This is a genomic window from Acidovorax sp. JG5 (assembly GCF_017939685.1).
Classification (GTDB): domain Bacteria; phylum Pseudomonadota; class Gammaproteobacteria; order Burkholderiales; family Burkholderiaceae_C; genus Acidovorax.
Genome location: NZ_JAGKSE010000037.1, coordinates 1 through 16124 on the forward strand (window position 1 = coordinate 1; position 16124 = coordinate 16124).

The 16124-nt window shown below is 55.6% G+C and carries 9 protein-coding genes; 6 read left to right on the forward strand and 3 right to left on the reverse strand.

The genetic code is table 11. The features are described 5' to 3' along the window. Window positions 1-128 precede the first annotated feature (128 nt). The 3 genes from istB to J8G26_RS18360 all read right to left on the reverse strand — a co-directional run bounded on the left by istB (window position 129) and on the right by J8G26_RS18360 (window position 2882). Window positions 129-869: an IS21-like element helper ATPase IstB gene (gene istB / locus J8G26_RS18350; protein ID WP_210570664.1), complete on the reverse strand. Its 741-nt coding sequence runs from the start codon at window positions 867-869 to the stop codon at window positions 129-131. Then, entirely contained in the window at window positions 863-2419 is a 1557-nt protein-coding gene (istA, locus tag J8G26_RS18355) for an IS21 family transposase (RefSeq protein WP_210570673.1), read from the reverse strand. The genes istB and istA overlap by 7 nt, the downstream gene beginning before the upstream one ends. Window positions 2420-2624: 205 nt before the next feature. Then, the gene (locus J8G26_RS18360; protein ID WP_210570675.1) at window positions 2625-2882 is read right to left on the reverse strand and encodes a helix-turn-helix domain-containing protein; all 258 of its coding nucleotides are present in this window, start codon (window positions 2880-2882) and stop codon (window positions 2625-2627) included. A 70-nt stretch (window positions 2883-2952) separates the two neighbouring features. On the opposite strand from J8G26_RS18360, the gene J8G26_RS18365 reads away from it, so the two are divergent. The 6 genes from J8G26_RS18365 (at window position 2953) to J8G26_RS18450 (ending at window position 15935) form a co-directional block, all read left to right on the forward strand. Continuing rightward, a complete protein-coding gene (locus J8G26_RS18365) occupies window positions 2953-3621 on the forward strand; it encodes a helix-turn-helix transcriptional regulator (protein WP_210570677.1) in 669 nt (222 codons plus the stop codon). Between the two features lie 20 nt (window positions 3622-3641). Continuing rightward, window positions 3642-4202 (forward strand): hypothetical protein, encoded by a 561-nt coding sequence (locus tag J8G26_RS18370; protein WP_210570679.1) that lies wholly within the window; start codon window positions 3642-3644, stop codon window positions 4200-4202. A gap of 109 nt (window positions 4203-4311) precedes the next feature. Further along, window positions 4312-6441, forward strand: a complete 2130-nt coding sequence (locus J8G26_RS18375; RefSeq protein WP_210570682.1) for a peptidase domain-containing ABC transporter — start codon at window positions 4312-4314, stop codon at window positions 6439-6441. After that, window positions 6431-7036 carry a hypothetical protein gene (locus tag J8G26_RS18380; RefSeq protein WP_210570684.1) on the forward strand — a complete coding sequence of 202 codons (606 nt, stop codon included), beginning with the start codon at window positions 6431-6433 and terminating at the stop codon, window positions 7034-7036. The genes J8G26_RS18375 and J8G26_RS18380 overlap by 11 nt, the downstream gene beginning before the upstream one ends. Further along, window positions 7036-14508 (forward strand): putative Ig domain-containing protein, encoded by a 7473-nt coding sequence (locus J8G26_RS19475; RefSeq protein WP_246881469.1) that lies wholly within the window; start codon window positions 7036-7038, stop codon window positions 14506-14508. Before J8G26_RS18380 ends, J8G26_RS19475 begins: the two co-directional genes overlap by 1 nt. A gap of 65 nt (window positions 14509-14573) precedes the next feature. Further along, window positions 14574-15935 (forward strand): HlyD family type I secretion periplasmic adaptor subunit, encoded by a 1362-nt coding sequence (locus tag J8G26_RS18450; protein WP_210570686.1) that lies wholly within the window; start codon window positions 14574-14576, stop codon window positions 15933-15935. Window positions 15936-16124: the final 189 nt, after the last annotated feature.

A 16124-nucleotide genomic window follows, 5' to 3' on the forward strand; every position in this document is an offset into this window, starting at 1 on the left:
TGCGAAATCTCCCTCCAGTTGACCACCCAAACGCATCCGACCTGACCAGGCAATCTCACCGGACCTGACCACTGATTTCGAGTAGTTGACCACCCCGCCGAAACGGGGTGGCAATCTCGGTAGGACGATCAGCTCTTCTTCGCCCGCACCTTCCGCATCGATTCTCCTTTCAGTTCCATGAAATGCGCCCGGTGCACGATCCGATCCAGGATTGCATCAGCCACAGTCGGATCGTTGAACAGGTCGTACCACTTCTCCTGTGGAAACTGGCTGGTGATCAACAATGATCCCTGCATCGACTGCTGATCGATGATATCCAGCAAGATCGGCCCCAGATGAACATCGACCCCACCGATACCAAAATCATCAATGATCAATAGTTGGGTCTTCACGAGTTGCCGGCGCAGTTTCGACAAGGTGCCATCGGCCTGCGCAGCAATCAGGTTCTCGTAAAGCTGGGTTGCCGTCGTGAAATAAACTGAATGCCCAGAGCGACACGCCTGCTTGCCAAACGCACAGGCCAGCCAAGATTTCCCTGTGCCCGTCAATCCTGTCAGCACCAGGTTCTGCCGCCGAGTAATCCAGGCACAATCTCCCAGGCTGGCAACCTGCGCGGGATCGATACCGCGAGTCGCCCGATAGTCGACATCCTCCAGGCAGGCATTGGCTTGACGCATTTTGGCGGACTTCAACAGCCGTTCAATCTTCCGGCCCTCCCGGTCACCGGTTTCCGCATCGAGCAGCAGCGCAAAGCGCTCATCGAAATTGAGTTTCTGAATAGAAGGATCATCGAGTTGCCGATTCAATGCCCGCAACATCCCTTGCAAGCCGAGCGCTTGAAGCTGGGCCATGGTTTGCTGGTTCAGCATGAGATACCTCCCTGTTGTGCGTAGTATTCAGCGCCGCGCAAATTGCCATGCTTCTGTACCCAGGCCGTCGGTTCGACCGGCAGGCGCAGATCACTCCGATTGGTAATGATCGACTTCAAACGATTGAACGTCAGCACGCCGATCTTCAAGGCGAAAGCGCAGGCGCCATCCAGCCGATCATGGGCTTGCTCTTCCCGAGCCCAGCGCCGCAAATTGCGGGCCGACTTCACACCGTTCGCGAAATCCCGACGTTGCTGCAAATTGCCCCGCACCCAAGCCAGCACGTTGGGGCCGATGCCTTCCGCCCATTCCAGCAGAGAATCGGGATCTTGTTCCGTCTGCCGCAAATGCTGGATCGGCATGTGATCCTCCAAGGTCCGGCGTCCCGGCGTTGCCAACAGTACATGGCTGGCGATGCGGTTCCGATTCAGCAATACTTCCAGTGTGGTACGAGTAGCCCGCAAGTCCACCTGATGCATCCGGTACTGATAGGGCACCGAGTAGAAACTGCCCTCGTACTCGACGTGATAGTCCTCGGCCACGCGCACCTTGTATTTCCAGGCAACACTCTCATAGGGATGCAGAGGCAATGGCCGCAGCGCCGGCAGATCCAGCTCCATGAAGCGTTGCGTCCGGCTCTGCTTGTATTTCTTGCTGACCTTGTTGTTCAGCAACTCGATCCGCTTAGCAATTTCGACATTGAGTTCCTCGACGCTGAAAAAGGTCCGCTTGCGCAACGGAGCCAATACCCAGCGCTGGACGATCTGCACACCGACCTCGGCCAGCGATTTGTCCTTAGGCTTGCGGCTGCGCGCCGGGTTGATCAACACATCGTAATGCTCGGCACAGTCGGCATAGGCCGCATTGGTAATGACCTCCTGCGGCGTATGCTTGATTACTGCCGATTTCAGATTGTCCGGCACCACCTGTTGCGGCACGCCGCCGAAGAACTCGAAGGCCTTCACATGGCAGGCAATCCAGTCAGCAATTTTCTGGCTCGGCACAGCATAGGCAAAGGTATACGACGAACCACCCAGCACGCCGACGAACACTTGCGCCGGCGTCTGTTCGCCAGTTTCCGGATTGGTGATCGGCATCGTCCGACCGCAGAAATCAACGAACAGTTGGTCACCCGGCTTATGGAACTGCCGCATGCTCATGCGCTGGGTCTTGAGCCAAGCCTTGTAGCGTTTTTGGAATTGGGAATAACACAGGCAATCAGCCAAGTGTTCATGGTTCGCCTGGCGGTATTCTTCCCAGATCAGGCTGAGAGTCATGTCCCGTTGCGATAATTCTTCGCGTACCACATCCCAGTCGGGAACGATCTTGCCGGAAGGGTTCGAGTTACGGGCCGTGCCGAGACGAATGGCGAATGCTTCATTGTCGAGCACCGACAAATCCGCTTGTGTCAGGCCGGTGGCAGCCAGCCGGGTGCGCAGCAATTCAACCGTATTGTGGGAAATGGAGAGCTGGCGGCCGACGGCGCGACTGCTCAAGCCCTTGTCGATCAGGCGAACGATGTCGCGCTGAACGGGGATGGGGGTTTTCATGAAATCTCCTTGATTGCCTTTGGGCAACGTTCCTGAATTTTCGGGATGCGCGAGGCCAGTCGGCACTTGACGCCGGCACGCAGGGCAAGGAGAATCAACGTGTCACCCGGTACGGAATGACATCTCCAAAGAAGGGCTCTGGACTCCACTCCTGAGCCCTTCTTGCCATGTGGCCTCGATCTTTACAGCACTGATCGTGGTCAACTCATGGCATATCCTCCCTGTGGCTTTGCCGCTGACGCGGCTTGAAGATGTAACGCTCCGGCCAGATGTCCTCGATCCGCAAACCGAGCAGGCCGGCAATGTGCTGAGCCACTGCATAGGCGGTAATCCGCCCGTGAATCACGTTGCTCACCACACCTCCCGAGACGCCGACCTCACGGGCGATTTGCGCCTGGGTCTTGCCCAGGCGGCGCAGGCGGTAGTTTATCTCGACAGCATCCATGGTCAGTTGAGGTGACATACCTTCTTTCAGAGAGTAGGCTATCTCTCAATAGCCAACGAAATTCGCGATAGCGATAAATATACGCTCAATGAGAACTCTCAATCAAGATATTTCTGGGTCAACACCGCCCGGATTAGACGGATTCGCTACTCGGGTCGGCCAAGCAATTGCCCACACCGGCCTTAACCAATCCGAATTTGCCCGGCAACTCGGCGTGTCGGCGGGCTTCGTCAGCGATGTCGTGCGCGGCCAGAAGAAACCCGGTGCCGAGTTCTTGCATGCGATCCGGACCACCTTCGGTATCTCGGTGGATTGGCTGCTGACCGGTGAAGGTACTGTAACCGGCGGCAGTGGCATCGACCTCGATCTGCTGCGCACCATCCGGCTACAGATTGCCGTCGCCCGCTCGGCGGTGATCGATGGCAATACAACCGCCAAGGCCTTGCTGCTCCTGATTCGCGACGGGCGCTTGCAGGAAGCGGCTGCGGAACCCGATATCAAGGCCTTTCTCGATGAAATCGCGCCCACCGATTCGGATGCTGAACTCGCGCTTGAACTCTACAACGGCCAACTCTGGACCCAAGATCCCGGTGCCCAGCGGCGTAATCTGCTCGCCGCTGCCACGGCCCACTTCGAGGCCAGAAAGCCGATCGACAAAGTGGCGGCCTTGACGCGGGGTAGCGCTTCGACCTCAACACTCCAGATCAATACCGGCGCCTTCAGCAAGGTGGCCGGCCGGGATTTCCACGAACACTGACCGATACGGAGCCCCAAACCATGAGCGATACCCCGCACTTCGACTCAGCTCAACTCAACCTTGCCTTGGAGCAAAGGGCGGCTGGGCGCGACTATCACGAGTATTTCATTCCAGGTTCGATCAAGCTGTTGCTGGCCACCGCCTCGAAAACCAAGCTGGATGAGCTGGCAGTGGGCAATGAACGCTTATTCAAATATCGCTTCGGCTTCAACGCCACTTCGACGGTTCGCCCGCAGGTCGTCGAATTTCAGACCAAGTATGACCTGCTCGACGACGAGATTCGCTGGCTCAAGCGAGCGGGTCACCTTCGGGTCACCCGACAGGAACTGATCATCGATACCAGTCGGCTGATGCCAATGTATGGCTGGTTTCAGGTGACGCTGGTCAGCCTGGTCTTTGCGGCCGCTATTCTCCAGTTGGCAGGGCTGGAGACTGCAATCCCATGGAAGCGCGATCTGACCCAGATCGGCCTTGGTGCAATCTGGTTCTGTATTGCCGGGACACTCATCAAAATGTTTGTGAATCCATGGCGTACGCTCAAACAAGCTGGCGCCTTGAACGCCACGGCCAAACCAAGCTGAGCGGATCAAGTTGTCAGGCCCGGTGAGCACCATCTATGCCATTGGCGATATTGACCTGGCATCAACCTGACCGCAGAATGCCCAATCTTCATAAAAACAAGTTTGGGCAATGCAAACGTCACAGGGAGAGTTGGGGTATCAGGAATTGCTGTGGCTGCTCGGCAGTCTGTGCAATCTCTATCGCACTCCCTTCGATCCCAAGCTGATCGAGCAGGAATTTCCGCCGCCGCATAGCCTTGCCACCTTCCATGAAGCGGCTCGTGCCTTGGGATTCAAAACGGGGCAAGGCACTCACCCTGCGGAATGGCAAGCGCTTCCTCTCCCGGCTATCGCCTTCCTGCGTGCCATTCCGGAAACGGAGTCCCAGCCTGGCGTCAAAGCGCTCTCAGTCCTTATCCTCAAGACAGACGGCCACAAACTGCTCTACTTTCGGGCCGGTTCGCAAGCACCCGAAACGATCACCGCCGACGAAGCCAAACTCCAGTTCGAACCCGAACTGATCCTCGTTGCTCGGGAAACACAGGGCAAAGAAGAGGCTATTCCCGGTTTCGAAGCTGAAACCAAATCCTTCGGCTTTCGTTGGTTCGTTCCCGAACTACTCAAACACAAGAGCGTCTGGCGCGACGTATTGCTTGCCAGCTTGGCCATCCAGTTGGTTGGTCTGGCTACACCGCTTTTCACGCAAGTCATCATCGACAAGGTCGTCGTTCACCAGACGCACAGCACGCTGATCGTCCTTGGCGTTGCCCTGGTTATGTTCATGCTCTTTACCAGTGGCATGAGCTGGCTACGTCAATATCTCGTGTTGCACACAGGTAACCGGATCGACGCCGTGCTCGGCAGCCAGGTCTTCCGGCATCTGTTGCGCTTACCCTTGCCGTATTTCGAGAACCGTCCGACCGGCACCCTCGTTGCCCGACTGCACGGCGTAGAGACCATCCGCGAATTCGTCTCCGGAGCTGCCGTCACGCTGATCCTTGATCTGCCTTTCCTGCTCATTTTCCTCGCGGTGATGTTCGCCTATAGCTGGCAACTGTCGCTGATCGCTGTTGGCCTGCTGGGGGCCATCGCCGTCATCAGTTTCCTCGTCGCACCAGTCTTCCGCGACAAGCTGAACCAGCAGTTCATGCTCGGTGCGAGAAACCAGGCCTTTCTTACTGAATACGTCTCCGGCATGGCTACGGTGAAGTCCCTGCAGATGGAAGCCGACATCGACAAAAAGTACGGCGACTTTCTGGCTCAATACCTCGCGGCCGGTTTCTCCACCAAGCAGGTTGGCAATACCTACAACGTGATCAGCAACGGCCTCGAACAAGTCATGACCTTGGCCATCCTGGTCGTTGGCGCTTTGCTGGTCATGCAGAACGATGGTTTCACGGTCGGCATGCTGGTGGCCTTTCAGATGTTTGCCGGACGGATGAGCCAGCCATTACTGCGCATGGTTGGTCTGTGGCAGGAGTTCCAGCAAGCCAACATCGCCGTCAAACGTCTCGGCGACATTCTCGATATGCCGCAGGAACCGCATACCCTGACGCCGACAAGAGAAAACAGCGGCCCTGGCCGCATCGACCTCAGCCATCTCGCCTTCCGCTACTCCGAACACCACCCCTGGCTCTACCGTAACCTGAACATAACTCTCAAACCTGGCCACCTCACCGTGCTCATGGGCCCCAGCGGCTGCGGCAAGAGCACGCTCACCAAACTCCTGCTAGGCTTCTACCAGCCCAACGAAGGGCAGATCAATCTGGATGGCAAAGACATCCGCCACCTCGCCGCCAACGAACTGAGAACCACCTTCGGCGTCGTCCCCCAGGAAACCGTGCTCTTCGCCGGCACCCTCTACGACAATCTGGTCATGGCGCATCCGCATGCCAGCTTCGAGGATGTGATCCAAGCGTGCAAAGCAGCGGAGATTCACGAAGTCATCGAGCAACTCAACGATGGGTATCAGACGGAGATTGGGGAGCGCGGGACGGGGCTATCGGGTGGGCAGCGGCAGCGGATTGCCATCGCCAGAGCCCTACTCAAGCGGCCGAAGATTCTGGTTTTCGATGAAGCGGTATCGAACCTGGATCAGCAGACGGCTGAACACTTTGCGAGAACCATCAACAAGCTAAAGGGGAGGGTGACGATGCTGTTTATTACTCATCAGATTCCGCGAGGGTTGATGGTGGATGAGGTTATTGAACTGGGCGTAAATACGAGTCGGAAGATGGAGGTGATTGAGGATGATAAATAACAATAATAAACAATTATCACAACCGACCAAACAGCATGGCGACAAAACAAATTTTTTACCCGCCGATAATACTACATTTAAAAAAAATCGACTGTTTGGTATTTTTATAAGCACAGGGGTTATTTCCATGCTTATTGGGGCTATCTTTCTTTTTTTTGATCCGGATGTTGATTTATTTGGTGCTGGCGCAGAGGCGAACCAAGTCACTTTTACAGATGTAAAATTTATTGTAATGAAATCTCCTAGGGGAACGGAACCACGAGTCGTTGTGTATCAGAATGGCGTAAAAATATTCACTGCGGGATGCAACGGCGTCGAAGCAATATTATGTACTGAAGAATATTACAAAACTCCTGTGAAGGCGAAGTATTTACGTGTCGCCACAACAAATAGTGAAAGAGGTGTTTTGGTAAAAGGTGAGCTTGAAACGCCATTTGGAGTGGCAGTCGAGTTTATTAACAATGATTTTGAAAAAGAAATATCAAATCGCGCTGCGATGGCCTCATCTAGGGCGGTCAATTTTTTAATTTTTTCCGTTGTGCTTTTTTTGCTGGCAATTACTGTTAAATTCTTTGAGAATCAAAGGAGAAAATGATGGCGGGCTATTCCGATGGCGTTATGCTTTTTACTGGAAATATTTCTGGTCAAATAGGTACTGTTGACGGTGTAATTGGCGCTTCGGTAAGTGCGCAAGCAGGTGATGGTAGTGGAGCGATTGTTGGAACAATTACGGCGATAGGAAATGCTGCTTCCATGTTTCCTGGACCCGTCGGTCAATTGGGGTCGGCAGCTGTTGTTGGGGTAAATATAGGAAAAACAGGAACAAGCCCTTCTGGACTAACTATTGGCGACATTTTAACCATTGGTGCAGGTGTTGGCTCTATTGTTGGCGCACCAGTCGTTGCAGTTGGGCTTACTGTTGCAGGCATTGGGTACACTATTTTTAAACTAAAAAACCCAGGCTTCGATCCGACAATTGGCGATCTTTTTGGCGGCAACCCAGTCATCTCAGACATTAAAGATAAGACAAAAACAGCCTCAAAAAAACCGTCGCCAATTGTTTTGGACTTAGATGGTGATGGAATTGAAACTCTATCCAATTCCGGCGGTGTGTACTTCGACCATGCAGGCGATGGATTTGCCGAGCAGTCAGGATGGATTAGTCAAGATGACGGATTTCTTGTTCGGGATCTCAATGGGAATGGAAAAATCGATTCTGGCTTAGAATTGTTTGGCAGTGAGACTTTTTTGAAAAATGGGCAAAAAGCCTCCAACGGATTTATTGCACTTCAAGAGCTTGATGACAACTTTGATGGAAAAGTCGACTCAAATGATTCTGCATTCGAAACGCTTCGTGTTTGGAGAGACTTAAATCGTGATGGGCAATCGCAGGAGAACGAGTTATTTTCCCTAAATGATTCAGGGGTTCGGAGTGTCAATGTTGGATACAATTCTTCGAGCCTAATTGATTCAAATGGCAACGAGCACAGGCAAATAGGGGGTTATACAACAGACTCGGGGCTAAACAGGGTCGCTGAGGATATTTGGTTTGATACAAACCAAACATTTAGCATTGCGACAAATTTGATTGATATACCTGAAGACATCGCTCTTCTGCCTGATATGCAGGGATTTGGCAAGGTTTATGATTTACATCAAGCCATGGCTAGAGATCAAAGTGGTGGCTTAAAAAATTCTGTTTTGCAATTTTCAAATGCAACCTCGGCTGCAGAACGTGCAGCGCTAACCCAACAGATTATATTCAAGTGGGCTGGGGTAGAAAACATTGACCCCAATAGCCGCGCCGCCTCAATGATTTATGGAAATGTCATTGGGGATGCTAGAAAGTTAGAAGCGCTCGAAGAGTTTCTGGGACAAGAGTGGTATGGCGTCTGGTGCTGGGGAACACAAGATCCCAATCCTCATGGGAATGCCGCACCAATATTATTGGACGCCTTCAACCAACTGTCTGAATTGGTCTATAGCAAACTGGCGGCGCAGACTTTCCTTAAACCCCTGTATGACAAGGTTGTATTTAATTGGAATGAGAGCACGAATGTATTAACTGGAAATTTGGATTTGGTTGCTGCCGAGTTAAGTTCCGAAATTCTTGTAAATCGTTCTGCGGGGAAGGAATTACTATCAGAGTTTGTCCGTACGCTAAAGGGAATGGGAGCTCAGGTAGCAATGGATATTGCTTCCTTCACTCAAAATTTTATCCCTCTTGGAATTGATGTGGCTGCGATTGTGGACAGCGCTTTTGCTATCGTAGGAACTGAATATAACGACAACCTAGCGGGCACCTCTGGTGGGGATATCCTTCAAGGACTTGGTGGCAATGACACCTTAACTGGAAATGCTGGTGACGATGTGTTGGATGGCGGCAACGGCAACGATACGCTCTACGGCAATGCTGGTGCAGATTATCTCGCTGGCGGACGTGGTAACGATCAACTCTACGGCGGCACTGGCATCGACAAATACTATTTCGGTCGCGGCGATGGACAGGACACCATTCACGAAGATTATCTGGATGACACTTGGGTTTACATCGGCGACCTGACCATTGAAGAAATGACCTTCAGTCGCTCAGGTGCCGATCTGGTCGTTGGTTTCCAGAGCAGCGCTACCGACAAAATCGTCCTTGCTGAATTTTTCAAGAACGGAGAGCCGCAGAGCAATCTGGTTCTCAAAAAGGACAACGGCGAGACGCAAATTCTGGATGCCAGCGCTCTGATCCAGATGACGCTGGTCCCCACGGAAATTGCCGATGTGCTCGACGGTAGCTCGGTTGCGGATACGATCAACGCTCTCGGCGGAGATGATCTGATCTTTGCCCGCGCTGGCAACGACATCGTCGACGGAGGCACTGGCAACGACAACATCAACGGCGGCGATGGCAACGACCAATTGACCGGCGGAGTGGGCAACGATGTGCTCTATGGCGAAACCGGCGTTGATAGTCTTCAAGGCGGTGATGGCAATGACCGCCTGCTCGGCGGCGCTGACAACGACACCCTGAACGGCGGCATGGGCGACGACCAACTGGATGGTGGTACGGGCGCCGATGCCATGACCGGCGGTGCCGGCAACGACACCTACGTTGTCGATGATGCCGGGGACACGATTACTGAATTGAATGGCGAAGGCCTCGATTCGGTAACCGCATCGGCAAGTCTGACCCTGTCTACGAACGTCGAAAATGCTACCTTGGTCGGCACCGACAATCTGAACGCCACCGGCAACACCGCGGCTAACCTCCTTGTCGGCAACAGCGGTGCCAACATCCTTCTGGGTCTTGCTGGGAATGACGAGCTTCAAGGGGCTGACGGAAACGATACGCTGGATGGCGGAGACGGCATCGACAATCTCTACGGTGGCACGGGCGATGACAGCCTGGCCGGTGGCAACGACGATGACCATCTGCATGGCCAAGCCGGCAATGACAGCCTGAACGGTGGCAGCGGTAGCGATCTGCTGGAAGGCAACGAGGGCAACGACACCCTGGTGGGCGGTGCTGGCAGTGATCTGCTGGATGGTGGCACTGGCGCCGATGCCATGGCCGGTGGTTTGGGCGACGACGCCTATATCGTCGATGACGTAGGCGATACCATTACGGAAGCCGCTGGCGAGGGCATCGAAACCGTCAACAGTTCGGTAAGTATCACCCTTTCCGCCAATCTCGAAAACCTTCTCTTGGTTGGCTATGACAACATCAATGCCACCGGCAATGACGAAGCCAACGAGTTGATCGGCAACAATGGGGCTAACCAGATTCTAGGCATGGCCGGAAACGACGTATTGCGCGGTGAAGGCGGTGATGATGTTATTGATGGCGGTGCTGGCAACGATAGCCTTGATGGCGGATCGGGCATTGACACCCTGTCCGGCGGCCTGGGCGATGACACCTTCTATGTCGACCGAGCCGAAGATATCGTGATCGAAAATGCAGGTGAAGGCATCGACACGATCCGTGCAGCGACCAACTACACACTCTCGGGCAACGTGGAAAACTTGATTCTCGAAGCCGAAGGCGGTTACATCAACGGCACTGGCAATGCGCTGGCCAACACCCTGACCGGCAATGACTATGACAACCGCCTCGATGGTGGTGCCGGGGCCGACGTATTGATTGGCAAGGCAGGCAATGACACCTATGTCGTCGACACTCTGTCCGACCAGATCGTCGAAGTGGATGGTGAAGGCTTCGACACCGTCGAAACCGCACTGACCTATACCCTCGCCAGTACACTGGAAGGACTCCGCCTGACCGGGACGGGTAACGTCGATGGGTATGGCAACGACGCCAGCAATTCGCTGAGCGGCAATGATGGCAACAACCGTCTGTATGGCGGTGCCGGCAATGATTGGTTGCAAGGTGGTGCCGGCAATGACGTTCTTGATGGCGGTACTGGGGCCGATGGCATGTCAGGTGGAATGGGGAACGACACCTTCTACACGGATAGCCAGGGAGACAGCATCGACGAGTCTGTAGACGAAGGCATCGATACTGAAATCCGCAGCTTCGAAACCGCCTACCTGCTGGCCAGCGGTGTCGAGAACCTCACCCTGACCGGCACCATCTATCGGGGCAATGGCAACGACCTCGACAACGTCATTACCGGCAACGATGCGGACAACAACCTGTGGGGTATGGCCGGGAATGACACGCTGATCGGTGGCGGCGGCAACGATGCGCTGTTTGGTGATGTCGGCCAGGACACGATGATTGGTGGCGCTGGCGACGACTACTACGAAATCGACGATGCCGGTGACGTCATTGTCGAGAATGCCAACGAAGGCTACGAAATGGTGCGCTCCACGGTCAGTTGGACTCTGGGGGCCAATCTCGAACGCCTGGCGGTCAATGGCGATGCCGATCTGTCGGCGACCGGCAACGCGATGGACAACGGTCTGTGGGGCAATGTCGGCAACAACGTGCTGACCGGCGGCCTGGGCAACGACTACCTGTCGGGTGACCTCGGCAACGACACCTATGTCTTCAACCGGGGCGATGGCCAGGACTCGATCGATACCACGGACATCCTGAGTGCTTCCGACACCCTGCGTTTCGGTGCGGGCATTACCGCCAATGACGTGCTGGCCTTCCAGTACGGCACGAACATGTTCCTGAAGATCAAGGGAACCAACGACCAAATTGGTTTCATCGATTACTACGGCGCTTCGACGACCATTGACGGCCTGGCGGCTGATCACAAGATTGATCGGGTGGAGTTTGCCAACGGTACGGTCTGGGATCAGGCCATGATTCAGACCGTGGTCGACCGGGCGAACAACAACCATTCGCCGACGGTTAATAGCTACTTGCCGACCTTGCAGGCCAAAGCCGGCACTTCGTTCAGCTACACCGTACCGGCGAATACCATTACCGACCCGGATGTTTGGGACTCGATTACCTACAGCATCAAAATGCCGGATGGTTCCGCTGTGCCTGCCTGGCTGCATTTCGACTCGGCCACCGGCATCATGTCCGGTACGCCGGGCGCAGGCGATGTCGGCACGCTGCAGTTCATCCTGTGGGGAACCGACAACTACAACTACTCGGCCGGCGAGTACGTCAACATGACCATCGGCGCCCCGAACCGGACGCCGACACTGGTGACTGCGCTGGCCGATCAGGCAGCCGCCCAAGGCGCCACCTTCAGCTATACCGTTCCCTCGGGGGCCTTTACCGATCCGGATGGCGATACGTTGGCTTATTCCGCTACCTTGGCCGATGGCAGTGCGCTGCCGTCCTGGCTGACCTTCAATGCCTCTACCCGGACGTTTAGCGGTACGCCCAGCGCTTTGGGCACGGTCAGCGTCAAGGTGACGGCGAAGGACGGTGGCAATCTGAGCGCGACGGACGTGTTCGACATCACGGTCAATGTCCAGAACCTGACCCTCAACGGCACGACGGGGAACGATACGCTGACCGGTGGTGCCGGGAATGACACCTTGAATGGTCAAGCGGGCAACGACACTCTGAATGGCGGCGTCGGCAACGACACGCTCAACGGTGGAACCGGTAACGACACGATGGTCGGCGGATTGGGCAACGATACCTATGTCGTCGACAGCGCGACCGATGTCGTCACCGAAGCGGCCACCGAGGGTACGGATCTCGTCCAATCCAGCGTGACCCATACCCTTGCCAACAACGTCGAGAACCTGACGCTGACGGGTACGAGCGCCATCAATGGTACGGGAAATGCGCTGAACAACGTTTTGACCGGCAACTCGGCCGTTAATACGCTGACCGGTGGTGCCGGCAACGATACACTGGATGGTGCCGCCGGTGCCGATAAGCTCCTCGGCGGTGCTGGAGACGATACCTACATTGTCGACAACACGGGTGATGTCATTACTGAAAACGCCAGCGAAGGCAATGATACTGTCCGCAGTTCGGTCACCTTGACCCTCGCCAACAACGTTGAGAATCTGGTTCTGACCGGAACGACGGCAATCAACGGCACCGGCAACACACTGAACAACACCATCACCGGCAACAGTGCGGCCAATACGCTGTCCGGCGGCACCGGAGCGGATACGATGATTGGCGGGGCCGGCAACGATACCTACGTGGTCGATAACACGGGTGATGTCGTCACCGAGAATGCCAACGAAGGTACGGATCTCGTCCAGTCGGGTGTGACCTACACACTCTCGGCCAATGTCGAGAACCTGACCCTGACTGGCACGACGGCCATCAACGGCACTGGCAACGCGCTGGACAACGTACTGACCGGCAATACGGCGGCCAATACGCTCAATGGAGGTGCGGGTAACGACACACTGAACGGTGGAACAGGCGCCGACACAATGATCGGCGGTGCCGGCAACGACATCTACGTCGTCGACAACGCCAGCGATGTCGTCACCGAACTGGTCGGCGAAGGTATTGACCTCGTCCAATCCAGCGTTAGCACTACACTATCTGCCAACGTCGAGAACCTGACGCTCACCGGGACAACGGCCATCAACGGTACCGGCAACGCCCTGGACAACATGCTGATCGGCAACAGCGCCAACAACACCCTGACGGGTGGTGATGGCAACGACACTATCGATGGTGGAACAGGTAACGACACCATGGTGGGTGGTCTGGGCGACGATACTTACGTCGTTAACGTCAGCACCGATGTGGTGACCGAAGCAGCCAATGCCGGCAATGACACTATCCAGTCTGCCGTGACACTGACCTTGACGACCAACGTTGAGAACTTGGTTCTGACGGGTGCGACGGCGATCAATGGTACTGGTAACACGCTGAACAACCTCGTACGCGGCAACACCGCCATCAATACGTTGAACGGCGGCACCGGTAATGACATCCTCGAAGGTGGCGACGGCAACGACATCCTGACCGATACCTCCGGAACGGCCTTGTTCAACGGCGGTGCGGGTGCCGACACCATCACCGGCGGCTCCAGTGCCGAAATCTTCCTTGGCGGTCTGGGCAACGACACCTACACCACGGCCGGTGGCAACGACATCATCCTGTTCAACAAGGGCGATGGACAGGACACCTTTGCGACCGGTGGTACAGGCAGCGATACGCTGTCGCTGGGCGGTAGTGGCCTGAGCTATGCCGACCTGACTTTCACCAAATCGACCAACGACCTGGTGCTCAAGGTCGGCACGACTGACCAGATCACCTTCAAAAACTGGTATGCGGCTACACCGTCGAAACCGGTAACCCGCTTGCAGGTCATGGCTGAAGCCATGGCTGGCTTCGCTCAAGGTGGCAGTAACCCGCTGCTGGACCAGAAAGTGGAGAACTTCAACTTCACCAGTTTGGTCGGCGCCTTCGATGCCGCACGCGCCGCCAACAGCAGTCTGACCAGTTGGGCACTGACCAATGCCCTGACCAACTTCCAGTTGGCCGGTTCGGATACGGCAGCCATGGGTGGCGATCTCGCCTATCAGTACGGCAAGAATGGCACCCTGGCTGGTATCGGTGTGACGCCAGCACTGAGTACGCTCTCCGATACCAATCTGGGAACCAACCCGCAGGCACTCAATTCGCTGGCCAGCTTACAAACCGGTACTGTTCGCCTGTCGTAAAGGCGGAACTCTGATCTGTGCGGTGGTGTAATTCCACCGCACAGATTGATGCTTTCAACCACTCCATGAACAATCTTTTTCCCAAGGCGGAAGCCAATCCGCTCGATTTCTCTCCGCCCCTCCTGCGTCTGCAGGAAGCGCCACCCAATCCGCTCGGCCGCAAGGTGCTGTGGGGCTTGCTCACCTTATTGCTGGCGCTGCTCCTCTGGGCGCTGATCGGCAAGCTCGACATCGTCGCCGTGGCCGAGGGCAAACTGATTCCCGAAAGCTACGTGAAGATCGTCCAGCCCGCCGAATCCGGTATCGTCAAGGACATCCTGGTCAAGGAAGGGCAAAGCGTCCAGGCCGGCCAGGTGCTGATGCGGATGGATACGCTGATCAGCGAAGCCGACAGCAAGTCTATCGATGCCGACTACCAGCGCAAGCGACTCGCTTTGCGCCGTATCGAAGCCGAATTGGCCGGGCAACCGTTCAAAACTCAGGCCGAAGACCCGCCGCAACTCGCCCAGGAAATTGCCGCCCAATACCGGGCCAACCGCAGCGCCTTCGAAGCGGCACTGGCCGAGGAACGCTCCCGCCTGATCAAGGCCAAACAGGACATGGCAGCGGCCGAACAGGTCAAGAAGAAGCTCGAAGAAGTGCTGCCGCATTACCGCAATCAGGACCAAGCCTACGAAAAATTGGTCAAGGACGGCTTTGCCGGCTCGCTGATGGGCAGCGACAAAAAGCGCGAACGCCTGGAGAAGGAGCAGGAACTCCAGACTCAGGGATTTCTGATCGAATCGGCCAAGGCCAATATCCTGCAATCGGAAAAGAAACTTGCTCAAATTGATTCTGACTACCGGCGACAACTGCACGCCGAGCGTAACGACATCCAGGGACAATTCGACAAACTCGCTCAGGAAGTCGCCAAGCAAAGCCACAGGCAGAGCCTGCTGGAGCTGAAGGCACCGCAGGACGGCGTGGTGAAAGATCTGGCCACCCATACCGCCGGCACCGTAGTTCAGCCAGGCACCATCCTGCTGACCTTGGTACCGAAGGATGAAATCCTGCGCGCCGAGGTCTGGGTATCCAACGAAGACATCGGTTTCGTCCGCCAAGGCCAACCGGTAAAACTCAAGTTTGCCGCTTTCCCATTCCAGAAGTACGGGATGATTGAAGGAACGGTCGAACATGTCAGCGCTGACGCGGCGGACAGCAATACGGCAAATGCCAGCCAGAATGACCAAAGCAAGAAAACCCAGCCCTTGCTTTACAAGGCGCTGGTTCGGTTGAAGGACATGGCACTATCGATGGATGGGCAGCGCTTTGCGCTATCGGCTGGCATGCAGACGAATGCGGAAATCTGGCTGGGGGATCGGACGGTGATGGAGTACCTGCTGTCACCGGTCAGGAAGGCCTGGCACGAGGCGGCTAGGGAACGGTAAGGACATCTACCTGCCGCGCTTCGCTTGCCGCCTGGCTCGTTTGGCTTCGCCAATCCGAGACCACGGGGAGTTCGGATTAAATCCGATATGGATATCCAGATGGTAGGTCAGATGCCTCTGGTCAGGTCCGATGCGATTGCCTGGTCAACATGGAAGAGAAAGGGTGGTCTGGTCAACGCGATTCTGCAC